Annotated in this window: 36 protein-coding genes; 35 read left to right on the forward strand and 1 reads right to left on the reverse strand. The window is 59.1% G+C overall.

Annotation, left to right across the window (positions count from 1 at the left end; all coding sequences use genetic code 11):
- Nucleotides 1–2 precede the first annotated feature (2 nt).
- The 30 genes from tuf (at nucleotide 3) to rplQ (ending at nucleotide 15,293) form a co-directional block, all read left to right on the forward strand.
- Nucleotides 3–1,193, forward strand: a complete 1,191-nt coding sequence (tuf, locus tag V5B59_RS20910; RefSeq protein ID WP_332352294.1) for an elongation factor Tu — start codon at nucleotides 3–5, stop codon at nucleotides 1,191–1,193.
- Between the two features lie 54 nt (nucleotides 1,194–1,247).
- Nucleotides 1,248–1,559, forward strand: coding sequence for a 30S ribosomal protein S10 (gene rpsJ, locus V5B59_RS20915; protein WP_169069035.1), 312 nt, complete (start codon nucleotides 1,248–1,250; stop codon nucleotides 1,557–1,559).
- 115 nt (nucleotides 1,560–1,674) lie between these two features.
- Nucleotides 1,675–2,319, forward strand: a complete 645-nt coding sequence (rplC, locus tag V5B59_RS20920; protein WP_169069034.1) for a 50S ribosomal protein L3 — start codon at nucleotides 1,675–1,677, stop codon at nucleotides 2,317–2,319.
- Nucleotides 2,320–2,940 (forward strand): 50S ribosomal protein L4, encoded by a 621-nt coding sequence (gene rplD, locus V5B59_RS20925; protein WP_169069033.1) that lies wholly within the window; start codon nucleotides 2,320–2,322, stop codon nucleotides 2,938–2,940.
- On the forward strand, nucleotides 2,937–3,239 hold the full coding sequence (gene rplW, locus V5B59_RS20930; RefSeq protein WP_169069032.1) for a 50S ribosomal protein L23: 303 nt from the start codon (nucleotides 2,937–2,939) through the stop codon (nucleotides 3,237–3,239). Before rplD ends, rplW begins: the two co-directional genes overlap by 4 nt.
- Nucleotides 3,239–4,066, forward strand: coding sequence for a 50S ribosomal protein L2 (rplB, locus tag V5B59_RS20935; RefSeq protein ID WP_169069031.1), 828 nt, complete (start codon nucleotides 3,239–3,241; stop codon nucleotides 4,064–4,066). The genes rplW and rplB overlap by 1 nt, the downstream gene beginning before the upstream one ends.
- A gap of 13 nt (nucleotides 4,067–4,079) precedes the next feature.
- Entirely contained in the window at nucleotides 4,080–4,355 is a 276-nt protein-coding gene (rpsS, locus tag V5B59_RS20940) for a 30S ribosomal protein S19 (RefSeq protein WP_169069030.1), read from the forward strand.
- Between the two features lie 10 nt (nucleotides 4,356–4,365).
- The gene (rplV, locus tag V5B59_RS20945) at nucleotides 4,366–4,695 is read left to right on the forward strand and encodes a 50S ribosomal protein L22 (RefSeq protein ID WP_169069082.1); all 330 of its coding nucleotides are present in this window, start codon (nucleotides 4,366–4,368) and stop codon (nucleotides 4,693–4,695) included.
- Nucleotides 4,696–4,704: 9 nt separating this feature from the next.
- Nucleotides 4,705–5,553, forward strand: coding sequence for a 30S ribosomal protein S3 (rpsC, locus tag V5B59_RS20950; protein ID WP_169069029.1), 849 nt, complete (start codon nucleotides 4,705–4,707; stop codon nucleotides 5,551–5,553).
- Nucleotides 5,537–5,950, forward strand: a complete 414-nt coding sequence (gene rplP / locus V5B59_RS20955; RefSeq protein ID WP_034914343.1) for a 50S ribosomal protein L16 — start codon at nucleotides 5,537–5,539, stop codon at nucleotides 5,948–5,950. The genes rpsC and rplP overlap by 17 nt, the downstream gene beginning before the upstream one ends.
- Before the next feature lie 2 nt (nucleotides 5,951–5,952).
- Nucleotides 5,953–6,147 carry a 50S ribosomal protein L29 gene (gene rpmC, locus V5B59_RS20960; RefSeq protein ID WP_034914340.1) on the forward strand — a complete coding sequence of 65 codons (195 nt, stop codon included), beginning with the start codon at nucleotides 5,953–5,955 and terminating at the stop codon, nucleotides 6,145–6,147.
- Nucleotides 6,144–6,410, forward strand: a complete 267-nt coding sequence (rpsQ, locus tag V5B59_RS20965; RefSeq protein ID WP_034914337.1) for a 30S ribosomal protein S17 — start codon at nucleotides 6,144–6,146, stop codon at nucleotides 6,408–6,410. Before rpmC ends, rpsQ begins: the two co-directional genes overlap by 4 nt.
- A 130-nt stretch (nucleotides 6,411–6,540) precedes the next feature.
- Nucleotides 6,541–6,909, forward strand: a complete 369-nt coding sequence (gene rplN, locus V5B59_RS20970; protein WP_034914334.1) for a 50S ribosomal protein L14 — start codon at nucleotides 6,541–6,543, stop codon at nucleotides 6,907–6,909.
- An 8-nt stretch (nucleotides 6,910–6,917) separates the two neighbouring features.
- Nucleotides 6,918–7,235 (forward strand): 50S ribosomal protein L24, encoded by a 318-nt coding sequence (gene rplX / locus V5B59_RS20975; RefSeq protein WP_034914331.1) that lies wholly within the window; start codon nucleotides 6,918–6,920, stop codon nucleotides 7,233–7,235.
- Nucleotides 7,236–7,244: 9 nt separating this feature from the next.
- Complete coding sequence (rplE, locus tag V5B59_RS20980; protein ID WP_034914329.1) at nucleotides 7,245–7,784, forward strand: 50S ribosomal protein L5; 540 nt, start codon at nucleotides 7,245–7,247, stop codon at nucleotides 7,782–7,784.
- Between the two features lie 6 nt (nucleotides 7,785–7,790).
- Nucleotides 7,791–8,096: a 30S ribosomal protein S14 gene (gene rpsN / locus V5B59_RS20985; protein ID WP_034910027.1), complete on the forward strand. Its 306-nt coding sequence runs from the start codon at nucleotides 7,791–7,793 to the stop codon at nucleotides 8,094–8,096.
- 15 nt (nucleotides 8,097–8,111) lie between these two features.
- Nucleotides 8,112–8,507 carry a 30S ribosomal protein S8 gene (gene rpsH, locus V5B59_RS20990; RefSeq protein ID WP_169069028.1) on the forward strand — a complete coding sequence of 132 codons (396 nt, stop codon included), beginning with the start codon at nucleotides 8,112–8,114 and terminating at the stop codon, nucleotides 8,505–8,507.
- Between the two features lie 9 nt (nucleotides 8,508–8,516).
- Nucleotides 8,517–9,053: a 50S ribosomal protein L6 gene (gene rplF, locus V5B59_RS20995; RefSeq protein WP_169069027.1), complete on the forward strand. Its 537-nt coding sequence runs from the start codon at nucleotides 8,517–8,519 to the stop codon at nucleotides 9,051–9,053.
- Nucleotides 9,054–9,066: 13 nt separating this feature from the next.
- Complete coding sequence (rplR, locus tag V5B59_RS21000) at nucleotides 9,067–9,420, forward strand: 50S ribosomal protein L18 (protein ID WP_169069081.1); 354 nt, start codon at nucleotides 9,067–9,069, stop codon at nucleotides 9,418–9,420.
- 27 nt (nucleotides 9,421–9,447) lie between these two features.
- Entirely contained in the window at nucleotides 9,448–9,972 is a 525-nt protein-coding gene (rpsE, locus tag V5B59_RS21005) for a 30S ribosomal protein S5 (RefSeq protein ID WP_288132257.1), read from the forward strand.
- A 3-nt stretch (nucleotides 9,973–9,975) separates the two neighbouring features.
- Nucleotides 9,976–10,158: a 50S ribosomal protein L30 gene (rpmD, locus tag V5B59_RS21010; protein ID WP_034910021.1), complete on the forward strand. Its 183-nt coding sequence runs from the start codon at nucleotides 9,976–9,978 to the stop codon at nucleotides 10,156–10,158.
- A gap of 1 nt (nucleotide 10,159) precedes the next feature.
- The gene (rplO, locus tag V5B59_RS21015; protein WP_034910019.1) at nucleotides 10,160–10,594 is read left to right on the forward strand and encodes a 50S ribosomal protein L15; all 435 of its coding nucleotides are present in this window, start codon (nucleotides 10,160–10,162) and stop codon (nucleotides 10,592–10,594) included.
- A gap of 23 nt (nucleotides 10,595–10,617) precedes the next feature.
- Nucleotides 10,618–11,937 (forward strand): preprotein translocase subunit SecY, encoded by a 1,320-nt coding sequence (gene secY / locus V5B59_RS21020; protein WP_034910018.1) that lies wholly within the window; start codon nucleotides 10,618–10,620, stop codon nucleotides 11,935–11,937.
- A gap of 1 nt (nucleotide 11,938) precedes the next feature.
- Nucleotides 11,939–12,157, forward strand: a complete 219-nt coding sequence (gene infA, locus V5B59_RS21025; protein WP_042335087.1) for a translation initiation factor IF-1 — start codon at nucleotides 11,939–11,941, stop codon at nucleotides 12,155–12,157.
- A 100-nt stretch (nucleotides 12,158–12,257) separates the two neighbouring features.
- On the forward strand, nucleotides 12,258–12,371 hold the full coding sequence (rpmJ, locus tag V5B59_RS21030) for a 50S ribosomal protein L36 (protein ID WP_169069025.1): 114 nt from the start codon (nucleotides 12,258–12,260) through the stop codon (nucleotides 12,369–12,371).
- 78 nt (nucleotides 12,372–12,449) lie between these two features.
- The gene (rpsM, locus tag V5B59_RS21035; protein WP_034910016.1) at nucleotides 12,450–12,812 is read left to right on the forward strand and encodes a 30S ribosomal protein S13; all 363 of its coding nucleotides are present in this window, start codon (nucleotides 12,450–12,452) and stop codon (nucleotides 12,810–12,812) included.
- A gap of 20 nt (nucleotides 12,813–12,832) precedes the next feature.
- Nucleotides 12,833–13,228, forward strand: coding sequence for a 30S ribosomal protein S11 (gene rpsK / locus V5B59_RS21040; protein ID WP_034910014.1), 396 nt, complete (start codon nucleotides 12,833–12,835; stop codon nucleotides 13,226–13,228).
- Nucleotides 13,229–13,238: 10 nt separating this feature from the next.
- Entirely contained in the window at nucleotides 13,239–13,868 is a 630-nt protein-coding gene (gene rpsD / locus V5B59_RS21045; protein WP_034910010.1) for a 30S ribosomal protein S4, read from the forward strand.
- Nucleotides 13,869–13,907: 39 nt separating this feature from the next.
- A complete protein-coding gene (locus tag V5B59_RS21050) occupies nucleotides 13,908–14,882 on the forward strand; it encodes a DNA-directed RNA polymerase subunit alpha (RefSeq protein WP_169069024.1) in 975 nt (324 codons plus the stop codon).
- A 30-nt stretch (nucleotides 14,883–14,912) separates the two neighbouring features.
- Complete coding sequence (gene rplQ / locus V5B59_RS21055; RefSeq protein WP_169069023.1) at nucleotides 14,913–15,293, forward strand: 50S ribosomal protein L17; 381 nt, start codon at nucleotides 14,913–14,915, stop codon at nucleotides 15,291–15,293.
- 77 nt (nucleotides 15,294–15,370) lie between these two features.
- Here the strand turns inward: rplQ and V5B59_RS21060 are convergent, their stop codons facing one another.
- Nucleotides 15,371–17,209: an ABCB family ABC transporter ATP-binding protein/permease gene (locus V5B59_RS21060; RefSeq protein ID WP_169069022.1), complete on the reverse strand. Its 1,839-nt coding sequence runs from the start codon at nucleotides 17,207–17,209 to the stop codon at nucleotides 15,371–15,373.
- A gap of 200 nt (nucleotides 17,210–17,409) precedes the next feature.
- Here V5B59_RS21060 and V5B59_RS21065 point away from each other — a divergent pair, with 200 nt between their 5' ends.
- The 5 genes from V5B59_RS21065 to V5B59_RS21085 all read left to right on the forward strand — a co-directional run bounded on the left by V5B59_RS21065 (nucleotide 17,410) and on the right by V5B59_RS21085 (nucleotide 25,410).
- On the forward strand, nucleotides 17,410–18,159 hold the full coding sequence (locus V5B59_RS21065; RefSeq protein ID WP_169069080.1) for a TetR/AcrR family transcriptional regulator: 750 nt from the start codon (nucleotides 17,410–17,412) through the stop codon (nucleotides 18,157–18,159).
- A 132-nt stretch (nucleotides 18,160–18,291) separates the two neighbouring features.
- The gene (locus V5B59_RS21070) at nucleotides 18,292–20,640 is read left to right on the forward strand and encodes an acyl-CoA dehydrogenase (RefSeq protein WP_169069021.1); all 2,349 of its coding nucleotides are present in this window, start codon (nucleotides 18,292–18,294) and stop codon (nucleotides 20,638–20,640) included.
- Between the two features lie 74 nt (nucleotides 20,641–20,714).
- Nucleotides 20,715–22,040, forward strand: coding sequence for an acetyl-CoA C-acetyltransferase (locus V5B59_RS21075; protein ID WP_169069020.1), 1,326 nt, complete (start codon nucleotides 20,715–20,717; stop codon nucleotides 22,038–22,040).
- Complete coding sequence (locus V5B59_RS21080; protein WP_169069019.1) at nucleotides 22,027–23,955, forward strand: 3-hydroxyacyl-CoA dehydrogenase NAD-binding domain-containing protein; 1,929 nt, start codon at nucleotides 22,027–22,029, stop codon at nucleotides 23,953–23,955. The genes V5B59_RS21075 and V5B59_RS21080 overlap by 14 nt, the downstream gene beginning before the upstream one ends.
- A gap of 156 nt (nucleotides 23,956–24,111) precedes the next feature.
- Nucleotides 24,112–25,410 (forward strand): OmpP1/FadL family transporter, encoded by a 1,299-nt coding sequence (locus tag V5B59_RS21085; RefSeq protein ID WP_169069018.1) that lies wholly within the window; start codon nucleotides 24,112–24,114, stop codon nucleotides 25,408–25,410.
- Nucleotides 25,411–25,613 lie beyond the last annotated feature (203 nt).

The raw sequence follows: 25,613 nt of genomic DNA on the forward strand, positions 1-25,613 counted from the left end.
AAATGGCAAAGGGAAAATTTGAGCGTACGAAGCCGCACGTCAACGTCGGCACGATTGGGCACGTCGATCACGGGAAGACGACGTTGACGGCGGCGATCACGACGATTCTGGCGAAGAAATTTGGCGGTGTTGCCAAGGCCTACGACCAGATCGACGCCGCGCCCGAGGAAAAGGCGCGCGGCATCACGATCAATACGGCGCACGTCGAGTACGAGACGTCCAAGCGTCACTATGCGCACGTGGATTGCCCGGGTCACGCCGACTACATCAAGAACATGATTACCGGTGCGGCGCAGATGGACGGCGCGATTCTGGTGGTTTCGGCGGCGGATGGCCCGATGCCGCAAACGCGCGAGCACATTTTGCTGGCGCGTCAGGTGGGTGTGCCGTACGTTGTCGTGTATCTGAACAAGTGCGACATGGTGGACGACGCCGAGTTGCTGGAACTGGTCGACATGGAAGTGCGCGAACTGCTGTCCAAGTACGATTTTCCGGGAGACGACACGCCGATCATCCAGGGTTCGGCGCTGAAGGCGCTGGAAGGCGATACGGGTCCGCTGGGGGAGCAGTCGGTGATGGCGCTGGCGGATGCGCTGGATGCCTACATTCCGACGCCGCAGCGGGCGATCGACAAACCTTTCCTGTTGCCGATCGAGGACGTGTTCTCGATTTCCGGTCGGGGTACGGTGGTGACGGGCCGTGTCGAGCGGGGCGTTGTCAAGGTGGGTGAAGAAGTCGAGATTGTCGGCATCAAGCCGACGGTGAAGACGATCTGCACGGGTGTGGAGATGTTCCGCAAACTGCTCGACCAGGGTCAGGCCGGCGACAACGTGGGCGTGCTGCTGCGCGGCACCAAGCGTGACGACGTCGAGCGCGGGCAGGTGCTGGCGAAGCCGGGTTCGATCAAGCCGCACACGCATTTCACCGGAGAGGTGTACTGTCTGTCGAAGGAAGAGGGGGGGCGTCATACGCCGTTCTTCAACAACTATCGTCCGCAATTCTACTTCCGGACGACGGACGTGACCGGCGCCATCGCCATGCCGGAAGGCGTCGAGATGGTCATGCCAGGGGACAATGTCCAGATGACGGTCAAGCTGATTGCCCCGATCGCCATGGAAGAAGGCCTGCGCTTTGCGATCCGCGAAGGAGGACGTACCGTCGGCGCCGGCGTGGTGGCGAAAATCATCGAGTAGTCCGGCACATTTCTGGTGGGGCTTCGGCTCCACCGATCGCTCTTTGGAATAATAATGCAAAGCCAGAAAATCCGTATTCGCCTGAAAGCCTTCGACTATCGCTTGATCGATCAGTCTGCCCAGGAAATTGTTGAAACCGCCAAGCGCACCGGCGCCGTCGTCCGGGGTCCGGTGCCGCTGCCAACGCGCATCGAGCGTTTTGATATTCTGCGTTCCCCGCACGTTGACAAAACCTCACGCGACCAGTTCGAAATCCGCACGCATCTGCGGCTGATGGATATTATCGATCCGACCGACAAGACGGTCGATGCATTAATGAAGCTCGATCTTCCCGCCGGTGTTGACGTCGAAATTAAGTTGCAGTAAGCACCCGCTGGCGGCTATAATCGCCGCCTTTCGCCGGGCAGTCGCGTAGTGATCACTGCCCGTTTTTGTTCGCAGCGCTCGCCGGCCAATCGTAGCCGGTTAGAGGAGAATAAGCATGAGTCTAGGCCTTGTTGGGCGCAAGGTCGGCATGACGCGCATTTTTACCGACGATGGTGTGAGTGTCCCGGTAACTGTGCTCGATGTGTCGAATAATCGCGTCGCCCAGATCAAAACGCCGGAGAACGACGGCTATTCGGTCGTTCAGGTGGCTTTCGGCAAGCGTCGTTCATCGCGCGTGAATAAGCCTCTCGCGGGGCACCTTGCCAAGGCGGGTGTAGAAGCCGGTCACGTCTTGAAGGAGTTTCCCGTTCCCGCTACCGACCTCGCTGCGTTGCAGCCTGGCGACCAGATCCCGGTCAGCATCTTTGCCGTCGGCCAAAAGGTTGATGTCACCGGTCAGACCATCGGCAAGGGCTTTTCAGGTGGGATCAAGCGGCATCACTTCAAATCCCAGGGTGCTGCGCACGGCAATTCTGTCTCGCATCAGGCGCTCGGTTCAACCGGAATGGCACAGGATCCGGGTCGCGTTTTTCCGGGTAAGAAAATGGCGGGTCATCTGGGCGCTGTCAAACGTACCCAACAAAACCTAGAGGTCGTTCGTGTCGATGTGGAACGCCAGTTGCTGTTGCTCAAGGGTGCAGTTCCAGGATCCAAGGGGTCGGACGTGATTGTGCGCCCTGCAGTCAAGGCGGGGGCATAAATGGAACTCAAGTTGATCAATGAGCAAGGTCAGGAAGCGAGCCGTCTCGAAGCTTCCGATACGCTGTTCGGCCGCGAATACAATGAAGCGCTGATCCACCAGGTCTTGGTAGCCTATCAGGCGAACGGTCGCAGCGGCAACCGTGGACAAAAAGATCGCCAGGATGTCAGGCACACCACCAAGAAGCCATGGCGCCAGAAAGGTACGGGCCGCGCTCGCGCTGGCATGTCATCTTCGCCGATCTGGCGAGGTGGTGGCCGAGTCTTTCCGAGTTCACCGGACGAGAACTTCAGTCACAAGTTGAACCGCAAGATGTACCGCGCCGGGATGGCGTCAATCCTCTCGCAGCTCGTTCGCGAAGATCGCTTGGCGGTGGTCGACAGGATCACCATCGAAGCTCCGAAAACGAAGCTTTTTGCGTCCAAGATCAAGGGCATGGGCTACGATTCGGTGCTCGTGATCACGGATGTTCTCGACGAAAACGTGTTCCTGGCATCGCGCAATCTACCGAACATCCTGGTTGTCGAAGTCCAGCAAGCCGACCCGATATCGCTGGTCCAGTTCCGGAAAGTGCTGATGACCAAAGGTGCGCTCGCCAAGTTTGAGGAGATCCTGGGATGAATCAAGAACGTCTGATGCAAGTGCTGCTCGCACCACAGATCTCCGAAAAAGCCACCTTCATTGCCGACAAACACGATCAGGTGATCTTTCGTGTGTTATCCGATGCGACCAAGCCTGAAGTCAAGGGCGCTGTCGAGTTGCTGTTCAAGGTTTCCGTCAAGTCGGTACAGATCGCGAACGTCAAGGGCAAGCACAAGAAATTTGGCCGTAGGATGGGTCAGCGCAAGAACTGGAAGAAGGCCTATGTCTGTCTGCAGACGGGTCAGGAGATTAATTTCGTCGATGGAGGGGGCGTCTGATGGCACTCGTCAAAGTCAAACCGACCTCGCCGGGCCGTCGCGCCGTCATCCGGGTCGTCAATGCAGATTTGCACAAGGGCGAGCCAGTTGCCGCACTGCTCGAGCCACAATCGAAGAACGCTGGTCGGAATAACAACGGCCAGATCACGACCCGGCACCAGGGTGGTGGCCATAAGCAGCACTATCGGCTGATTGATTTCAAGCGCAACAAGGATGGCGTTCCGGCAAAGGTCGAGCGCCTTGAGTATGATCCGAACCGGACCGCAAACATTGCCTTGCTTTGTTACGCCGATGGTGAGCGCCGTTACATCATCGCGCCGAAAGGTCTGACCGTTGGTCAGCAGGTCTCCAGTGGTTCCGAAGCGCCGATCAAGGTGGGCAACACCTTGCCGATCCGTAATATTCCGGTTGGTACAACGATTCATTGCGTCGAGATGGTACCTGGCAAGGGCGCACAGTTGGCGCGATCTGCTGGTACCTCGGTACAGTTGCTGGCCCGCGAAGGTGTGCACGCGCAGCTCCGCTTGCGTTCCGGCGAGATTCGTCGAGTGCATGTCGAGTGCCGCGCGACCGTCGGTGAGGTAGGTAACGAAGAGCATAGCCTGCGTTCCATAGGCAAGGCCGGTGGCAATCGTTGGCGCGGCATTCGCCCGACAGTGCGGGGCGTCGCAATGAATCCGATCGACCACCCGCACGGTGGCGGCGAAGGCAAGACAGCAGCGGGTATGCACCCGGTCAGTCCTTGGGGTACCAAGACCAAAGGTTATCGCACCCGTCGCAACAAGCGCACGACGTCGATGATCGTGCAGCGCCGCCAAAAACGCTAAGGGATAGAGAACCATGGGACGTTCCGTTAAAAAGGGCCCGTTTGCAGATGCCCATCTAATTAATAAAGTGAGCGCGGTGCGTGCGACGGGCGACAAGCGCCCGATCAAGACGTGGTCGCGCAGGTCAACCGTACTGCCGGATTTCGTGGGTCTGACCATTGCCGTTCATAACGGCAAGCAGCACGTTCCGGTGTACGTCACCGAGAACATGGTTGGGCACAAGCTGGGCGAGTTTTCTCTGACCCGTACCTTCAAAGGCCACACCTCTGGCAAGAAGGCCAAGAAGTAAAGGAATGAATATGGAAACTCGTGCTGTTTTGCGCGGTGTGCGGCTGTCGAGCCAGAAAGGTCGGCTGGTGGCCGATCAGATTCGAGGTTTGCCGGTCGATAAGGCGCTCAATATTCTGACGTTCAGCCCAAAGAAAGGCGCCGCAATTATCAAGAAGGTACTCGAGTCGGCTATTGCCAACGCCGAACACAATGTCGGTGCCGATATTGACGAACTGAAGGTAAAGACTATCTGTGTCGAAAAAGGCATGGTGCTCAAGCGCTTTACGGCGCGAGCCAAGGGGCGCGGCAACCGGATCGTCAAGCCGACCTGTCACGTTTTTCTGACCGTCGGCAACTGAGGAACAAGAATGGGACAAAAGATTCATCCTGCTGGTTTTCGTCTGGCCGTTACGCGTGATTGGTCGTCACGCTGGTACGCCAACAGCAAGAACTTCGCCGGCATGCTCAACGAAGATGTTCGAGTTCGCGAATTCCTGCGGAAGAAGCTGAAACATGCTTCGGTTGGACGCATCCTCATCGAGCGTCCGGCCAAGAACGCACGCGTTACCGTCTTCTCGGCTCGTCCGGGTGTGGTGATTGGCAAGAAGGGCGAGGAGATCGATCACTTGCGGGGAGCTCTGCAGAAGATCATGGGCGTCCCGGTCCATGTGAGTATCGAAGAAATCCGCAAACCCGAGCTGGATGCGCAGTTGATCGCCGACTCGATTACGCAGCAGCTCGAGAAGCGCATCATGTTCCGCCGCGCCATGAAGCGGGCGATGCAGAACGCGATGCGACTGGGCGCGCAGGGCATCAAGATCATGAGTTCCGGCCGCCTCAACGGTGCCGAGATTGCCCGGCGCGAATGGTACCGTGAAGGCCGCGTGCCGCTGCACACCTTGCGCGCTGACATTGACTATGCAACCTCGGAAGCTCTGACCACCTACGGTCTGATCGGCGTCAAGGTCTGGGTTTTCAAGGGCGAGATTCTCAATCGCCAGGAGCCGGCAACGGTTTCCACCGAGCCGGCACTTGACGACCAGCGCCGTCCCCGTCGCTCCGCTCGCCCCGCTGACCCGGCCGACAGGACACGTACGCTGAAGGCAAGGTCAGACAGCCAGGAAGAGCTTGTGAAGACCGAGGGCGCCGCTACGGAAGCGAAGGCACCCGTGAAACGAGTAAGAAAGGCAGGAACCACAGATGCTGCAGCCAACTAGAAGAAAATACCGTAAAGAGCAGAAGGGCCGTAATACCGGCCTTGCGCTGCGGGGTGCCAAGGTGAGTTTTGGTGAGTACGGGCTCAAGGCGATTGGTCGCGGGCGGCTGACAGCCCGCCAGATTGAAGCAGCGCGGCGGGCCATGACGCGGCACATCAAGCGCGGTGGCCGGATCTGGATCCGCATATTCCCGGACAAGCCGATATCCAAGAAACCCGCCGAAGTCCGGATGGGCAGCGGCAAGGGTAACCCGGAGTACTACGTGGCTGAAATCAAGCCGGGCAAGGTTCTCTATGAGATGGATGGGGTCGCCGAGAGCCTGGCGCGTGAAGCTTTTGCGCTTGCTGCCGCCAAGCTGCCGATTCCAACGGTTTTCGTTACGCGTATGGTGGGTTGATCATGAAAGTCAGTGAACTCAGAGCAAAAACCGTCGACGAGTTGAACAAGGAATTGCTCGACCTGCTGAAAGCCCAGTTTGGCCTGCGCATGCAGCTTGCTACACAGCAGTTGTCGAATAACAGTCAGATTGGCAAAGTGCGTCGTCAGATCGCGCGCGTGCGCACGCTTCTTCATGAAAAGGCAGTTCAACAATGAGCGAGACCACCAGCCACACGCGCACTCTGATCGGGCGCGTCGTCAGTGACCGTATGGAAAAGACCGTCACGGTGATCGTCGAGCGTCGCGTCAAGCACGCCATGTACAACAAGATCATCGTCCGTTCCAGCAAGTACCACGCACACAACGACAACAACCAGGCGAAAATCGGTGACGTTGTTGAAATTCAGGAGTCTCGTCCGCTTTCGAAGACCAAGACATGGGTGGTCACGAAGCTTCTGGAACGTGCTATTGCGATTTAGAGCTTGCTTTTGTTGCTAAAGCCGCTATAATTCTAGGTTTTCCCGCGCTCGACGGTATTTCGATGTTGAGCGTTCCTCCCCTTGCGGGTTCCAAGACTGACCGCCTCAGCGGGCCAAGTTGGAGTGACAGATGATTCAAGTGCAGAGTACTCTCGACGTCGCCGACAACACCGGTGCACGCTCGGTGATGTGTATCAAGGTGTTAGGCGGATCGAAGCGCCGCTACGCTGGTGTCGGCGACATTATCAAGGTCACCATCAAGGATGCGGCGCCACGTGGGCGCGTCAAGAAGGGTGATGTCTATAGCGCCGTGGTGGTGCGTACCGCCAAGGGCGTACGCCGTCCTGACGGGTCGCTCGTCAGGTTTGACCACAACGCGGCTGTACTCCTGAATAACAAGATGGAGCCGATTGGAACGCGCATCTTTGGGCCGGTGACACGCGAGTTGCGTGGTGACCGTTTCATGAAGATCGTTTCCCTGGCTCCGGAAGTGCTGTAAGGAAGGCCATGGAAAAGATTCGTAAAGGCGACGACGTTCTCGTGATCGCGGGTAAGGACAAGGGCAGGCGTGGAAACGTGCTTCGCCGTGTCGACGCCGAGCATGTCCTGGTGGAGGGCGTCAATCGTGCCAAAAAGCATGTCAAGCCGAATCCGGTCAAGGGTATCGCCGGCGGCATTGTCGAAAAAGAAATGCCGCTGCACATTTCGAATGTCGCGCTCTACAACCCGGTGACCAGAAAAGCGGATCGTGTCGGCTTCAGAACACTTGAAGACAACACCAAGGTGCGTTTTTTCAAGTCGAATGGCGAAGTGTTGGGGGCCTAAGGAGTAGTCATGGCGCGTTTGCTGGATTATTACAACACCACTGTGGTGAACGAGTTGACCCAGAGGTTCGGGTACAAGTCGAGAATGGAAGTGCCGAGGATCACCAAGGTCACCCTGAATATCGGGGTCGGTGAGGCGGTCGCCGACAAGAAGATTCTGGAGAACGCGATGAGCGACCTGGTCAAGATTGCCGGGCAAAAGCCGGTGAGCACCAAGGCTCGCAAGTCGATTGCCGGTTTCAAGATACGTACCGGCTATCCGATCGGCTGCATGGTCACTCTTCGCGGACCGCGCATGTTCGAATTTATCGACCGCCTGGTTACCGTTGCACTGCCGCGGGTTCGCGACTTCCGCGGCATCTCCGGAAAAGGTTTCGACGGACGTGGCAACTACAACATGGGCCTCAAGGAGCAGATTATCTTTCCTGAAATCGAGTACGACAGGATCGATGCGCTTCGCGGCATGAACATCAGTGTCACTACTACTGCCAAGACCGATGAAGAGGCGCGTGCCTTGCTTGGCGCGTTTAAATTTCCCTTCAGGAACTGAGACGAAATGGCGAAACTCGCTGTGATCAACCGTGGTGAAAAGCGGCGCAAGATGGTTGAAAAGTACGCCAAAAAGCGTGCTGAACTGATAGCCGTTGTGTCCGACCAGAGTCGTTCTGTGGAAGAGCGCTTTGAGGCGCGCTTGAAAGTGCAGGCCTTGCCACGCAATGCCAGCCCGGTCAGGCTCCGTAACCGCTGTTCGCTGACCGGCCGTCCGCGGGGCGTCTATCGGAAGTTCGGTTTGGGTCGTGGCAAGCTGCGCGATTTCGTGATGCAAGGCGAGGTGCCGGGAATGATCAAGGCTAGCTGGTAGGCAGGAGAGAACATAATGAGTATGAGTGATCCGATCAGCGATATGCTGACACGCATCCGAAATGCCCAGATGGCAAGCAAGGGCTCCGTCGCCATGCCGTCTTCCAAGGTAAAAATCGCCATCGCCCAGGTCTTGAAAGACGAGGGCTATGTTGAGGACTTTGCTGTGAGTCCGAATGACGGTAAGCCGGTTCTCGAGATTGGCCTGAAGTATTATGCTGGCCGTCCGGTGATCGAGCGCATCGATCGTGTTTCGAGGCCAGGTCTCCGCATTTATCGAGGTGTAGGTGATATTCCGCAGGTCATGAACGGGCTGGGGGTGGCGATCGTGTCGACACCCAAGGGCGTCATGACTGATCGTAAGGCGCGCGCTAGCCATGTCGGTGGCGAAGTGCTGTGCTTCGTCGCGTAAGGGTTAGCCATGTCCCGCGTTGCAAAGAAACCAATTCTTCTCCCTCCGGGTGTCACCGTCGATCTCTCGGCAGAATCCATCTCGGTCAAGGGTCCTCTAGGTGCTCTGGATTTTGTCTCCCACCCGGCGGTGACCGTCGAGCAGGAGGGCGACAGCCTGCTGTGCAAACCCGTCGATGGGGTGGCTCAATCCGATGCACTTTCCGGAACCGTTCGTGCCGTGGTTGCCAACATGGTCACCGGAGTCAGCAAGGGTTTTGAGCGTAAGCTCAGCCTGGTTGGCGTCGGTTACCGTGCTCAGGTGCAGGGTGATACGCTCAACCTGACCCTTGGCTTTTCGCATCCCGTCGCCTACCAGTTGCCGAAAGGCATCAGTGCTGCGACTCCGACACAGACCGAGATTGTGATCAAGGGGATTGACCGGCAGCTGGTTGGCCAGGTAGCGGCCGAGGTTCGTGCCTATCGCAAACCGGAGCCCTACAAGGGCAAGGGCGTGCGTTATGCGGACGAAGTCGTCGTGATCAAGGAAACGAAAAAGAAAAAGTAAGGGTGCTCAGATGATTGACAAAAAACAGGCGCGTTTGCGCAGATCTCGCCAGACCCGTGCCAAGATTGCCGAACTCAAATCAGTACGTTTGTCCGTGCACCGCAGCAACTGCCACATCTACGCACAGGTGATTTCGGTTTGCGGGACGAGGGTTCTTGCAGCAGCATCGTCGCTGGAGCCGGAAGTACGCAAGACGCTGCCAAACGGTGGAGACATCAGTGCGGCAAAAACGATCGGTCAGTTGATCGCTGAACGCGCGAAACAGGCCGGAATCGACCAGGTGGCATTCGATCGTTCCGGTTTCCGGTACCACGGGCGGATCAAGGCGCTGGCAGATGCGGCGCGTGAAGCCGGTCTCAAGTTCTGATCGCACGGCAAAGAATTGGAGTAATCAATGGCTAAACCGCAAAGCAGGAAACCTCAACAAGCCGAAAAGCCTGACGACGGCATGCGCGAGAAGATGATCTCGATCAACCGAGTGACCAAGGTGGTGAAGGGCGGTCGTATCCTCGGTTTTGCAGCGCTTACCGTGGTTGGTGACGGCGACGGTCGGGTGGGTATGGGTAAGGGGAAGTCGCGCGAAGTTCCGGTAGCGGTCCAGAAGGCCATGGAAGAGGCGCGCCGGAATCTGATCAAGGTCAGTCTCAAGAGTGGAACCTTGCAGCACACCGTCGTCGGCCATCATGGCGCGTCGAGAGTAATGATGCAACCGGCGCCCGAGGGTACCGGGATCATCGCAGGTGGCGCCATGCGGGCTGTCTTCGATGTGATTGGAATGACCAATGTGGTCGCCAAGGCGCACGGGTCGACCAATCCCTATAACATCGTCCGCGCGACGATCAACGGTTTGCGGGCGATGACCACACCGGCGGAGGTTGCCGCCAAACGTGGCAAAGCCGTTGCCGAAATCCTGGGGTGAGAAATGACTGAGAAGAAAGTGAAAGTGACACTCGTCAGGAGCCTGATCGGCACCAAGGAATCTCACCGCGCGACGGTGCGCGGTCTGGGCCTTCGACGTGTAAATAGTATTTCGGTTCTTGAAGATACACCGGCGGTGCGCGGGATGATCAACAAGGTTTCGTACCTCCTGAAGTGTGAGGGCTGAGATGGAACTCAATACCGTGCAAGCTGCCGATGGCGCACGACCGGCCAAGAAGCGTGTGGGTCGAGGCATCGGATCCGGTCTTGGCAAGACCTGTGGTCGTGGTCACAAGGGGCAGAAGTCGCGCGCCGGCGGTTTTCACAAGGTGGGTTTTGAAGGTGGCCAGATGCCCCTGCAGCGCCGCCTGCCGAAGCGTGGCTTCAAGTCCTTGACCAACGCTCGCAACTGTGAGGTACGCTTGTCGGAGATCGCGCGTTTGCCCGTGGATGAGATCGACCTGGCGACGCTGATGCAGGCCAATCTGGTTTCGCAGCATGCGCTGTCGGCGAAGGTGGTGCTCTCGGGCGAGATCAATCGTAAGATCACCCTCAAGGGTGTCGGAGCGACTGCGGGTGCACGTGCGGCTATCGAAGCTGCCGGCGGCAGCGTTTCGGAATAACGAGCAGGCAAGGGTGATCTTTTTTGGTAACTAGTTCCAGCACGGTCAGCAAAGGTGGAAAGTTCGGCGATCTGAAGCGTCGGCTGTGGTTCCTGCTAGGTGCGCTGGTCGTATACCGGATTGGCGCGCACATCCCGGTTCCCGGCATCGACGCACAGACCTTGAGCGAGCTGTTCAACAAGCAGCAGGGTGGCATTCTGGGCATGTTCAACATGTTCTCGGGCGGGGCGCTTTCGCGTTTTACGATTTTTGCCCTCGGGATCATGCCGTACATTTCTGCGTCGATCATCATGCAACTGATGACGCACGCCAGCCCCCAGCTCGAGGCGCTGAAAAAGGAAGGCGAAGCCGGGCGTCGCAAGATCACGCAGTACACCCGTTATGGTACGGTCTTTCTCGCATTGTTTCAGGGAATTGGAATTGCTGTCGCAGTCGAGTCACAACCTGGGCTGGTGATTGACCCGGGAATGCTGTTTCGCTTCGTTACCGTGACCACACTGGTCACTGGAACGATGTTCCTGATGTGGCTGGGTGAGCAGGTCACTGAGCGTGGGATTGGCAACGGGATCTCGATCATCATCTTTGCCGGTATTGCGGCCGGATTGCCAAACGCCATAGGTGGGCTCCTTGAACTGGTTCGTACTGGCGCCATGCATCCGCTGACGGCAATCGTGATCAGCCTTCTGGTCGTCCTGGTCACTGCGTTTGTCGTTTTCGTTGAACGCGGGCAACGCAAGATTCTGGTCAACTACGCGAAGCGTCAGGTGGGCAACAAGATTTATGGCGGGCAGAGTTCGCACCTGCCACTGAAACTGAACATGGCAGGCGTGATACCGCCGATCTTTGCCTCGTCGATCATCCTTTTCCCGGCAACCATTGCCGGCTGGTTCGGATCGGGAGAGTCGGTGCGCTGGCTGAAGGACATCGCCGGTGCACTCTCTCCGGGGCAACCGATCTATGTCATGTTGTACGCTGCGGCGATCATTTTCTTCTGTTTTTTCTACACGGCGCTGGTGTTCAATTCCAGGGAAACTGCTGACAACCTGAAGAGAAGCGGGGCATTCGTTCCTGGAATTCGACCAGGGGATCAGACCGCACGCTACATCGACAAGATCCTGATGCGATTGACCCTGGTTGGCGCGGGCTATATCACCATCGTCTGTCTGTTGCCGGAGTTTCTGATCCTGAAATGGAATGTGCCGTTCTACTTTGGCGGCACCTCGCTCTTGATCATTGTGGTGGTAACGATGGATTTCATGACGCAGGTCCAGGCCTATGCGATGTCACACCAGTACGAGAGCCTGTTGAAAAAGGCTAACTTCAAAGGCTCACCGGCGAAATAGAATGGCAAAGGAAGACTTGATCGAAATGCAGGGAGAGGTTATCGAGAACCTTCCCAACGCCACCTTCAGGGTGAAGCTCGAAAACGGCCATATGGTGCTGGGTTTCATTTCCGGCAAGATGCGCATGCACTACATCCGCATTTTGCCGGGCGACAAGGTGACCGTGCAACTCACGCCCTATGATCTGAGTCGTGCGCGCATCGTCTTCCGCGCCAAGTGAATGGTTTCTACAAGAATCAACAAAGAATCTACGCAGCAATCCAAGCAACAACCCGGCGACAGGCTGGCTGCGCCTCGGGCCGGGGAATCAGGAGTGAATCATGAAAGTGCTGGCATCTGTGAAACGCATCTGCCGCAAGTGCAAGATTATTCGGCGTCACGGTATTGTGCGTGTGATCTGTATGGATCGACGTCACAAACAGCGTCAGGGTTGATCGCTGCGACCCACCCATGGTGAGTCGTCAGTCGATTGAAGGCATAAACTTGAAGTTTCGATTATTTGGGGTGAATCGATGGCCCGCATCGCAGGCGTAAACCTCCCGAACCACCAGCATGCCGAGATCGCATTAACTGCCATTTACGGTATCGGACGTCCGCGCGCACAGAAAATCTGTGATGCTGCTGGGGTTCAACGTTCAACAAAAATGAAGGACCTGACTGAGGCTGAACTGGATCGTTTGCGTGACCAGATCGGCAAATACAGTGTCGAGGGTGATCTGCGTCGCGAAGTCACGATGAGCATCAAGCGCTTGATGGACTTGGGCTGCTATCGTGGCCTTCGTCACCGCAAGGGCCTGCCGTCTCGTGGCCAGCGGACGCGCACCAATGCGCGTACTCGCAAGGGACCGCGGAAGCCGATCGCCGGCAAGAAATGATGAAAGACTAGGACCTGACCATGGCCAAGACTGCTGCAAAAGTTCGTAAAAAAGTTAAGATCAGAAAGAACGTTGCTGAAGGTGTTGCTCACATCCATGCCTCGTTCAACAATACGATCATCACCATCACCGACCGCCAGGGTAACGCGCTGTCGTGGGCGACGTCTGGTGGGGCCGGCTTCAAGGGTTCACGCAAGAGCACTCCTTTTGCTGCCCAGGTTGCCGCTGAAGCTGCCGGCCGGGTTGCCGTCGAGTGTGGCGTCAAAAACCTCGAAGTTCGTATCAAGGGGCCTGGCCCAGGGCGAGAGTCTTCGGTGCGCGCGCTCAATGCGCTTGGTATGAAGATCACCGCGATCACCGATGTCACGCCGATCCCGCACAATGGTTGTCGGCCGCCCAAGAAGCGTCGGATTTAAGGAGAAAATAGTGGCTCGCAATCTCGATCCGAAATGCCGTCAATGTCGCCGTGAAGGCGAAAAATTGTTCCTCAAGGGGGAAAAGTGCTTCACCGACAAGTGCGCGATCGAACGTCGCTCGTATGCACCCGGTCAGCATGGCCAGAAGTCCGGGCAACGCTTGTCCGACTATGGTGTTCACCTGCGGGAAAAGCAGAAAATCCGCCGCATCTATGGCGTCCTTGAAGGACAGTTTCGCAAGGTGTACAAAGAGGCTGACCGTCGCAAGGGCGTCACTGGTGAGGTGCTGTTGCAATTGCTTGAGGCTCGCCTCGATAGTGTCTGCTACCGCATGGGTTTCGCGGCGTCGCGAGCGGAGTCGCGCCAGGTGGTCAGACATAACGGCGTACTCGTGAACGGTCGGCGCGTAAACATTCCCTCGTACCAGGTTCGCCCCGGCGACGTCGTAGAAGTCTGCGAGAAAGCGAAAGCTCATCTTCGCGTCAAGGCCGCTCTGGTCGCTGCCGAAGCGCGTGGCTTTCCCGAGTGGGTTGAAGTGGACGCCAAAGCGGCAAAAGGCACCTACAAGGCACACCCGGAACGTAGCGAACTGCCGCCGACGATCAACGAAAGTCTCGTCATCGAACTCTATTCGAAGTAGTAGTGGCGAGGCTTGACGGAATCAGGCAAAGGACAGTACATGCAAAGCAGTGGACTATTTAAACCGCGCATCATCGATGTGCAGAGCTTGTCGCCGGTGCATGCACGAGTGGTCATGGAGCCGTTTGAACGCGGTTACGGGCATACTCTGGGCAATGCACTGCGTCGGATTCTGCTGTCGTCGATGCCGGGTTATGCGCCGACCGAGGTCAGCATCGAAGGCGTACTGCATGAATACTCGACCATTGACGGGGTTCAGGAGGATGTGGTCGATATCCTGTTGAACCTCAAGGGGGTCGTCTTCAAGCTGCACAACCGGGAAGAAGTCGTCCTGCAACTCCGCAAGGAAGGCAAGGGCGTTGTTCGGGCTGCCGACATCGATGTCTCGCACGACGTCGAGATCATCAACCCCGAGCATGTCATTGCCCACCTCTCTGCCGGTGGCAAGCTGGCGATGGAAATGAAGGTCGAGCGCTCGCGGGGTTATGTGGCTGGCAACCTCCGCGAGATTGGCGATGGCAGCAAGAATATTGGCAAGCTGATCCTTGACGCCTCGTTCAGCCCGGTTCGCCGGGTCAGCTACGCAGTCGAGAGCGCGCGTGTCGAGCAGCGGACCGATCTGGACAAGCTGATCATGGACATCGAAACCAACGGTGCCATCGAGCCGGAAGAGGCCATCCGGACGGCTGCGCGCATCCTGATGGAGCAGCTTTCGGTGTTTGCCGACCTCGCCGGGACGGCGCTGCCTATCGAGTATCAGAAGACGGTGCAGGTCGACCCCTTGCTGTTGCGTCCGGTGGATGACCTGGAGTTGACGGTTCGCTCGGCCAACTGTCTGAAGGCGGAAAACATCTATTACATTGGTGATCTGATCCAGCGCACCGAGAACGAGCTGCTCAAGACGCCCAATCTCGGTCGCAAGTCGCTGAATGAAATCAAGGAAGTGCTGGCCGCGCGCGGCCTGACACTGGGCATGAAGCTTGAGAACTGGCCTCCCGCCGGCCTCGAGAAATGAGCAGCCGGACAAGAACAGGAAGGAATTGATATGCGTCACCGTTTGGGTCTTCGTAAACTGAATCGTACCAGCGCCCATCGTCTGGCGATGTTGCGTAACATGACCGTTTCTCTGCTTCGTGAAGAAGCCATCAAGACGACCCTGCCGAAAGCCAAGGAGCTTCGGCGCGTCATCGAGCCGATCATCACTCTCGGCAAGAACCCGAACCTGGCCAACCGTCGCCTGGCTTTCGACCGACTGCGCGATCGGGACATGGTGGTCAAGGTGTTCAACGAACTCGGGCCGCGTTATGCGGCCCGCAATGGCGGCTATCTGCGGATTCTGAAGTGTGGTTTTCGCGATGGCGACAATGCACCGATGGCGTATGTCGAGTTGATGGATCGGCCGGAAGTCGACGCCGTCACCGAATAATCGCTTTTGCGGCCGGTCGGCCGAATGAACAATAGCCAGGCTCTGCTTGGCTTTTTTTCGCCGGCAGAATGCATTGGTCATAACTCATGCGTGGCCGGCGACTCGCTTGCGGCCTTGTCGCCGGACTCCTCCAACTGTTGCAGGGCCCACATCTGCGCGTACAGGCCGCCAGCGTCGAGCAGTTTGAGGTGCGATCCGCGTTCGACGATGCGACCGGCGTCCATTACCAGAATCTCGTCGGCATTCATGATCGTCGATAGGCGGTGGGCGATCACCAGCGTCGTGCGGCCACGTGCCGCATTGTCGAGACTCGCCTGGATGGCTTTTTCGGTTTTCGAGTCGAGTGCCGAAGTCGCTTCATCGAAAATCAACACCGGCGGGTTCTTGAGCAGCGCGCGAGCGATGGCGACCCGCTGCTTTTCCCCTCCCGAAAGCTTCAGTCCGCGTTCGCCCACCCGCGTTTCGTAGCCATCGGGGAGCAGTTCGATGAACGCCGCGAGTTGCGCCGCGCTGGCTGCGGCAAGCACCTGTTCGCGGCTGGCTTCGGGCTGGCCGTACTGAATGTTGTAGAAAATGGTGTCATTGAACAACACGGTATCCTGCGGTACGATGCCGATGGCTGCGCGCAGGCTCGCCTGGGTGAGTTGGCGAAGATCGCTGCCGTTGATCCGGACATGACCGCCGCTGATGTCATAGAAGCGGTAGAGCAGCCGTGCCAGGGTCGATTTTCCGGAACCGGACTCGCCGACGACAGCGAGGGTGCGCCCGGCCGGAATCACAAAATCAACGCCGTACAGAATCTGCCGGTTGGACTCGTAGAAAAAGTCCACATCGGAAAAGCGGATCTCCATTGGGCCAGCCATGAGGGGAATGGCGTCCGGCACATCGGCGATTTCCCGGTGCACGGCGAGCAGGTCGAACATGCGCTCGATGTCGGCCAGTGACTGGCGAATTTCGCGGTACACCACGCCGAGGAAGTTGAGTGGCATGTAGAGCTGAATCAGGAAAGCGTTGACCAGCACCAGATCGCCGATGGTCATCGAGCCCGCGACCACACCACTGGCTGCTCGCCACATCATCAAAGTGACCCCCAATGCAATGATGATCTGTTGGCCGAGATTGAGCCAGGACAGGGAGACCTGGCTCCTGGTCGCCGCGTCTTCCCACAGATGCATCTGCTGATCGTAGCGGCGGGCCTCGTATTCCTCATTATTGAAGTACTTGACCGTTTCGTAGTTGAGCAGGCTGTCGATGGCGCGAGTATTTGCTGCCGAGTCCATCTCGTTGAGTTTCCGGCGAATGGCGATCCGCCAGTTGCTGACCTTGACCGTGAATACCACATAGGCCGTCAGCGAAGCCAGGGTGATCAGGACAAAGGCACTGTCGTACCTGACAAACAGGATGATCAGGACGAGCGTGATTTCGACCAGAGTCGGCAGGATCGAATAGAGCGTATAGCTGATCAGACTCGAGATCGATCGGCTGCCACGTTCGATGTCGCGCGAAACACCACCGGTCTGCCTTTGCAGATGAAAGCGGAGCGAAAGCTGGTGCAGGTGGCGGAAAACTTCCAGCGCGATCCGGCGTACGGCGCGTTGTGTGACGCGGGCAAAGAGAATCTCGCGCAGCTCCGTGAACAGGGAGGTCGAAAAACGCAGCGCACCATAAAGCAGCAGCAGCAGGGCAGGCAGGGCAAGTGCCTGTTGCGTGCTGCTCAGACTGTCGATCATCTCCTTGAAAACCAGCGGCACACAGACATTGGCCAGTTTGGCCGTGAACAGACACGAGAGGGCCAGCAAGACTCGCCACTTGTATTGCCACAGATAGGGAAGCAACTTGTTGAGGGTCAACCAGAGATGACTGTCGGCGGCCGCGGGTGACTCGGCTGCAGGGTAGGAAGAGGCGGCACGGCGCATGGTTCTGGCTTGTCGATCGGGTGGCTGATCCCCGGAGTATGCCCTGTTGTCGAGCCAGGTCTCAAGATGGACGCAGAAAGAGGCAAAAAACTCTTGCATTTGGGAGGCGATGGCCCTAACATTAAAACGAACGTTTGATCGAAGTGAGGATGACAAGCATTTCGAGCGTGCAAATCCGCTATTCCTGGGCCAGCGATCCTATGTCCGATCAGAAAACAACGAGTGATACCCGTGAGCGCATTCTGGACGTTGCCGAACGCCTGTTCATGGAAAACGGCTACGAAGCGACGTCGATGCGGACCATCACCAGCGCGGCGGAAGTCAACCTGGCCGCGGTGAACTACCATTTCGGGTCGAAAGAGGCATTGCTGTGCGAGGTTTTCCGGCGTCGCCTGGCCTGGCTCAACCAGCAGCGCCTGCAGGCACTTGACGAACTCGAAGCGCAGGCTGCCGGTGCACCGCTCAAGCCGTCGCAGATACTCGAAGCGTTTTTCGGCACCTTGTTGCGGATGGGGGAGGATCCGTCGCTGGGTGGCATGACCTTTCTGCGATTGCTCGGCCGTACCTTGACCGAACCGGCCGAGTTCATCCGCACCTTTTTTGCCGGTGAGTATGCGCAGGTGATCGATCGCTACAAGCTGGCACTATTTCGCGCCTTGCCGGATGTTCCCAAAGCGGAGATTGTCTGGCGCCTGCATTTCATGCTTGGCGCCATGTCTTACGCGATCGCCGGAACCGATGTGCTGCAGGTCGTCACCGGCTGTGAATTGGGCGATCTCGCAGGCGAGAGCGCCGATGATCCGGGCGACACCGCGCTGGCCAGACGCCTGGCGCAGCGGCTGATGCCTTTCCTGCTCGGTGGCCTGCGGGCACCCTTGCCACAGTTTCATGAGCTACCGTTCCCCTCTCCCCCAACCCCTCCCCCGCGAGGGGGGAGGGGAGATTCGTGAGTCGCTCGCGACTTCCATAGTAACAACAAGAACCGTCCTCGAAGACGGTCTGATATTCAAGGGACAAGGCGCACAGCGCAAGGTCCAAGCTACAACACCCAAGACCCAGGACCAGCAATAGGAGAAGCAGCAATGATCACAACGGTCGTCTCGATCATCATCGGTGTCACACTGGTGAGTCTTGTCGCGCTGTTCGGCGTTCGCCCCTTGCGGCGAGCGCTGGTCAGCCGGCCCATTTTCAGTACTTACAAACGGATTCTGCCGCAGATGTCGGAAACCGAGCGCGTCGCGCTCGAGGCCGGGACGGTGTGGTGGGACGGCGAACTGTTCCGCGGCAATCCCGACTGGAACAAGCTGCTCGCCTATCCGGTGCCGAAACTCAAGCCCGAAGAGCAGTCCTTCATGGACAACGAGGTCGAGCAGGCCTGTGCGCTGGTGGATGACTGGCAGGTGACGAACGATTTGCACGATCTGCCACCACAGGCATGGCAGTACATCAAGGACAAGGGATTCCTCGGGATGATCATCCCGAAGAAGTATGGCGGTCTCGAGTTCTCGGCCTATGCCCACTCGCAGATCGTCACCAAACTATCGACGCGTTGTTCGGCGTTGTCGGTGTCGGTGATGGTGCCCAACTCGCTCGGTCCGGCCGAACTGTTGTTGCACTACGGTACCGAGGCACAGAAGAACCACTATCTGCCGCGGCTGGCCAAGGGGATCGAGATTCCCGCCTTCGCCCTGACCAGTCCCTGGGCCGGTTCCGACGCTGGCTCGATCCCCGACGTCGGCATCGTCTGCAAGGGCATGTGGCAGGGCCGGGAAGTGCTCGGCATGCGCGTGACCTGGGACAAGCGTTACATTACTCTCGGTCCGGTGTGCACCATCCTGGGTCTGGCTTTCCATCTCTATGATCCGGATGGCCTGCTCGGCAGCAGCAAGCACATCGGCATTACCTGTGCCCTGGTGCCGCGCGACACCCCCGGCGCAGAAATCGGTCGCCGCCACTTCCCGCTCAACGCCATGTTCATGAATGGCCCGACGCGCGGCAAGGACGTCTTCATGCCGCTCGACTACGTGATCGGTGGCCCGGCGATGGTTGGCCAGGGGTGGCGGATGCTGATGGAGTGTCTGGCGGCTGGCCGCTCGATCTCGCTGCCGTCATCGAACGCCGGCATGGCACAGTTGACGGCTCGCACGGTCGGTGCATACGCGCGTGTTCGCAGTCAGTTCAAGATGGCGATCGGGCGCTTCGAAGGCGTTGAAGAACCGCTGACGCGCATCGGCGCCTACACCTACATGATGAATGCCGTGCGCACGATGACGGCTGGCGCCATCGACCTCGGCGAGAAGCCGTCGGTGGTCTCGGCGATCGCCAAGTATCATGTCACCGAGCTTGCCCGCCAGGTCGTCAATGACGGTATGGATATCGTCGGCGGCAAGGGGATCTGTCTGGGACCATCGAACTTCATCGGCCGTGCCTATCAGCAACTGCCTATCGGGATTACCGTCGAAGGTGCAAACATCCTGACGCGCAGCATGATCCTGTTTGGCCAGGGGGCCATCCGCTGTCATCCGTATGTGCTCAAGGAGATGAAGTCGGCTTTCAACCCCGATGAGGAACAGGGTCTGCGCGACTTCGACAAGGCCTTTTTCGGCCATCTCCTGTTCACCATAGGACATGCCTTCGGTGCGCTGAGAAAGGGACTGACTGGCTCGCATTTCGTCTCCGTGCCGGCCAATGTCGCTCCGGAAACCAGGCGCTACTACCAGCAGCTGACGCGCTTCTCTTCGGCTTTCGCCTTCCTCGCAGACATCTCGATGCTGGTTCTGGGAGGTGAATTGAAACGCCGCGAAAAACTCTCGGCGCGGCTCGGCGACATTCTGTCGATGTTGTATCTGTGCTCTGCGACGCTCAAGCGCTACGAGTCGGAAGGGCGTCAACCGGCCGACGCACCGCTGATGCACTGGGCGATGTGGGATGCGATGTACAAGGCGCAGATGGCGTTCGACGGGGTGATTGCCAACTTCCCGGTGCGCTGGATCGCGCGCATGCTCTACCGTCTCGTCTTCCCGCTCGGCCACCCCTACGACGTGCCTTCCGACCGGATTGGTCACCAGGTGGCAAAGCTGCTGATCGAACCGTCGGCTGCGCGCGACCGTCTGACCGCCGAATCCTACCTGCCCAAGGTTGAAAGCGAAGCCGTCGGCGCACTCGAACTGGCGCTGGCGGCAACCATTGCCGCCGAACCGATCGAAGCCAAGATTCGTGCCGCCGAAAAGAGCGGTGTGCTGGCCGACAATCCGGACGCCAACGTCCGCGATCTGGCGCACGCGGCTTTTGCTGCCGGCATCGTCACCGCTGCGGAGTACGCCGTGCTCAAGCGGCGGAATGAACTGCGCGACATCGTCATCCGCGTCGACGATTTCCCGCATGATCTCGGGCATGCGCGGCAACAGCCGCTGCTGCACAAAGCCGCCTAGACCGCCGCTCAGCGAACCCTGGAAGGCGCGGAGCCGTTGTTCCGTGCCTTTCGTGTTTGGCAGAAGGAGAACCCATGGGATTTCAGCCCGTGTATGTCGTCGATGGCGCGAGAACGCCTTTCCTCAAGGGGCGCAATGCGCCCGGGCCGTTCGCTGCGAGCGATCTGGCGGTGCAGGCCGGCCGCGCATTGCTGATTCGCCAGCCGTTCGCACCGACCGAACTCGACGAGATCATTCTCGGTTGTGCCAGTCCCTCGCCCGACGAAGTCAATATCGCTCGCGTCGTTTCCCTGCGTCTCGGTTGCGGCCATCAGGTGCCGGCCTGGACGGTAATGCGCAACTGCGCCAGCGGCATGCAGGCGATCGACTCGGCGATGGCCAACATCCAGAATGGACGCTCGCAACTGGTGCTTGCCGGCGGGGTCGACGCGCTCTCGCATGCGCCGCTGCTGTACAACGAGGCAATGGTGCGCTGGTTTGCACAGATGATGCAGGCCCGGACGTTCAGTCAGAAGATCGGCATGTTCGCCCGCCTGCGTCCGTCGCAGGCGCTGTCCCCGGTGATCGGCCTGTTGAAGGGACTGACCGACCCGGTCGTTGGTCTGCTGATGGGTCAGACCGCCGAAAACCTTGCCTGGCGCTTCGGCATCTCGCGCCAGCAGATGGACGAATACAGTGTTCGCAGTCACCAGCGCGCAGTCGCTGCACAAGCCGCCGGACGTTTCGGCGAGATCGTCCCTCTCGTTGACGGCAAGGGCAAGGTCTACAGCGAAGACGACGGGGTGCGCGCCGATTCGAGCATGGCCGGACTTGCCAGGCTCAAGCCTTTTTTTGATCGCAAATATGGCCGCGTGACCCCGGGCAACAGCTCACAAATCACCGACGGGGCCGCGTGGCTGCTCCTGGCCTCGGCGGCAGCGGTCGACAAATGGCGGCTCGAGCCGCTCGGCAGCATTACCGACAGCCAGTGGGCCGGTCTCGATCCGGCGCAAATGGGGCTGGGTCCGGTGCATGCCGCAACGCCGATCCTGCAGCGTCATCAGTTCGGCTTGGCGGACATCGACCTCTGGGAAATCAATGAGGCGTTCGCGGCGCAGGTGCTCGGCTGCCTCGCTGCCTGGGAGTCGGACGACTACTGCCGCGAGCAGCTCGGTCTGCCGGGCGCGCTCGGCGTGATCCAGCCGGAGCGTCTCAACGTCGACGGCAGCGCCATTGCACTCGGTCACCCGGTCGGCGCTTCCGGCGCCCGCATCGTCCTGCATCTGCTGCAGGCGCTGCAGCACGCCAGGGCAAGGCGCGGCATCGCCGCAATCTGCATCGGTGGCGGCCAGGGCGGGGCAATGCTGGTGGAAACGATCAACCGACCAGGGCAAGACGGGGAAAAGCATGCACATCCATGAAAATGACTACCGGCACTGGCGGCTCGATGTCGATGCCGCAGGTCTCGCCTGGGCGACGCTCGACAAGGCTGGCGAATCGGCCAATTCACTTTCCAGTGCGGTAATGGACGAACTCGCCTTGCTTCTCGATCAGTTCGATCGCAGCCCGCCGCAAGGGCTGATCTTCCGTTCGGGGAAAGCGGCCGGCTTCATCGCCGGTGCCGACATACAGGAGTTCACGCAGCTCGATACGCCTGAAAAGGGGCTCGATCTGGTGACACGTGGCTGGCAGCTCTTCAACCGTCTGGCCGCCGTTTCGTATCCGACGCTGGCGCTGGTACGCGGTCACTGCCTCGGTGGTGGCCTCGAACTGGCGCTGGCGTGTCGTTACCTGCTGGCGGTCGACGAGCCCTCGACCCGGATGGGCCTGCCGGAAGTCATGCTCGGCATCGTGCCGGGCTGGGGCGGCATGCTGCGCCTGCCGGAACGAATCGGCCCACAGGCGGCACTCGACATGATGCTGACCGGCAAGACGATCGATGCCGGCAAGGCGAAACGCCTTGGCCTTGCCGACGACTGCGTACCGGCGCGCGTCATGGACAGCGCCGCGGCATTGCTGGTGCTCGCCGATCAGCCGCGCCGCCGTCCGCCCCTGCTGCAGCGCCTGCTCAATGGTCCGTTCAAGGGCCTGCTGGCGAGTGCCGCGAGAAAGCAGGTCGGCAGGCGCGCGCGCCGCGAGCATTATCCGGCACCGTACGCGATCATCGACATCTGGGCCAATCACCAGGGGAATGCGCTGGCAGCACCGGCACTGATCGACCGCATCGTTCGTTCGCCGACGGCGCGCAATCTGCTGCGCGTGTTCTTCCTGCAGGAGCGCCTGAAGAGTTTCGGCAAGGCGGGCAGCTTCGCGGCCAGGCGCGTGCATGTCGTCGGCGCTGGCGTGATGGGCGGCGACATCGCGGCCTGGTGTGCGTTGCGCGGGCTGACCGTCACCCTGCAGGATCAGGGAATGGAGCGCATCGCCCCGGCCTTGCAACGCGCCTATGCGGCGTGGCGCCAGCGCATCAAAGACCCGCGCGAACTGCGCAAGGTGATGGACCGGCTGATTCCCGACCCGGAAGGCTACGGAGCACGCCAGGCGGACGTGGTGATCGAGGCGATTTTCGAAGACCTCGACGCCAAGCGCGAGCTGCTCAGCAAACTCGAAGCGGTGATCCCGCCCGACGCGGTCCTGGCGACGAACACCTCGAGCCTGCGCATCGAGGATTTGTCCACGGTACTGGTCCGGCCGCAACGATTGATCGGGATTCATTTCTTCAACCCGGTCGCGAAGATGCCGCTCGTCGAAGTCGTCGCCACGGCGGCTGCCGACCCGGAAATGCAGCAACGCGCCACCGCTTTCGTCAAACAGATCGAGCGACTGCCGCTGCCGGTGAAGAGCGCGCCGGGTTTCCTGGTCAACGCCGTTCTCGGGCCTTACCTGCTCGAAGCGATGCGCGCCGTCGATGAGGGCCTCGCACCGGAAACCGTGGACGAAGCGATGCTCGCTTTCGGCATGCCGATGGGCCCGATCGAACTCGTTGACATGGTCGGACTCGACGTTGCGATGGCTGCTGGCAAGAGCCTCGCAGGGACTGCTGCCGAGCCACCGAGGTGCCTGCTGGAACGTTTCAACGCCGGTCACCTCGGCAAGAAGAGCGGCCGGGGTTTCTACGATTACCCCGGTGGCCGGCCGAACAAGGGTCTGGCCGGGAGCGTCCCGGCCGGACTCGCCGCTCGTCTGCTCAAACCGCTGCTCGAGCGCACGCAGCAACTGGTGAACGACGGGGTCGTCGCCGATGCCGATCTGGCCGATGCCGGAGTGATCTTCGGGACCGGATTTGCGCCCTTCACCGGCGGACCGCTGAATTATCTGGGGAGTCAAGCTGCCTGACCTGTTGCAATTAACCAACAGGGCCAGAAAAGGGAGCTGCCAAACCTTGAATAGCTGAAGATTTTTCTGGACGGTGGTCTTAGCATAGGGCGGCAAATTACTTTTGACGCGTGGCGGAATAGCCACGGAAAGATCACATCCAGAGGGGAGATGACCATGTCACAAAAAGTTACGATGAAGATGATTCCGGCCTTGTTGCTGGTGGCCTTGTCAGGCAGTGCAGGTGCGTCCGGTTTCCAGTTGCTTGAGCAGGGTAGCGGCCTGGGTAATGCCTACGCCGGTTCCGCAGCCAAGGCCAGCGATGCCAGCACGATTTTCTGGAACCCGGCAGGAATGACGCAACTGCAGGCGCGTGAAGTCTCCGGTGGCCTGACGGCGGTGAAACCGAGTTTCAAGTTCGACAACAGCGCGTCCCAGGTGGGTGTCTTCAATGCCGCGGGTGACGGTGGCGACGCGGGTGGCTGGGCGGTCGTTCCGAATGGCTACCTGTCCTGGGCGGTAAACCGGGATCTGTACCTTGGTCTGGGCATCGGAGCACCTTTTGGCCTGAAGACGAAGTACGACAAACCCTGGAAGGGCAGTGCGCAGTCGGACGAGTTCGACATCAAGACAATCAATATCAATCCGTCGATTGCCTATCGGGTCAACGACATGGTATCGCTGGGCGCCGGCGTGAGCTGGCAGAAAATCGAGGCGGATTACTATCGTCAGGCAGCCATCGTCCCGGGCGCATCCGGGGTCAGAGCGCACCTGAGTATCGACGACGATGCCTGGGGCTGGAACCTCGGTGCATTGTTTACCCTCTCGCCGACGACCAAGGTCGGCGTATCGTATCGCTCGGCAATTCAATACCATACCGATGGCACGTCCAGACTGAGCAGCAATGGCACGCCGGCAGCCAACGCGACGGCCTTGGCGCTGATCAACTCCGGCCGGCAGAGCCAGGTCAAGGCCGATATCAAGGTGCCGGATACCTTCGTTCTGAGCGTGACGCAGAAACTCAGCGATCAATGGGAGATGCTGGGAGATGTCTCCTGGACGGGCTGGAGTTCGATCAAGAATGTAGACATCGTCCGTACCTCGGGACCGCAGACCGGCCGGACTGCGGAGACGCTGACCGCGCTCTTCGAGGATACCTGGCGTGTTGCCCTGGGGGCGAACTACCGTTACACCGACACGCTGAAATTCATGTTTGGTCTCGCCTATGACCAGACGCCGGTCAAGAATGCGAGTACACGATTGACCGCATTGCCGGACAACGATCGTACATGGTTCACCTTCGGCACCCAATGGAAGCCGGCCAAGGAACAGACGCTTGAACTCGGCCTGGCGTATCTGTACCTTCAGAACACCAAGATCAACAGCAACAAGAGCGCTGAAGGTCGTGGCACGGTCATTGGTGACTACGATTCCAGCGTCTGGATTCTCGGCGCACAGTACTCGATCGCTTTCTGATCGCGCTCCACGGTTCGCCAGAAAAGCCCCGGATTCCGGGGCTTTTCTTTTGCCTGTGACGAGCGCATTGCCCTGAAGATTCTTCCCATTTCGGTTGACGGTGTACCCAGACAGCGTATAATTCAAACGTTCGTTTGAGCGGCTTTGTGCAGAGCCGCTGCGGGGTGTTCCCGGCGAGCGTAGACGACCAGACAAGGAGGACA

This window comes from Candidatus Accumulibacter contiguus, from assembly GCF_036625285.1.
Lineage (GTDB): Bacteria > Pseudomonadota > Gammaproteobacteria > Burkholderiales > Rhodocyclaceae > Accumulibacter > Accumulibacter contiguus.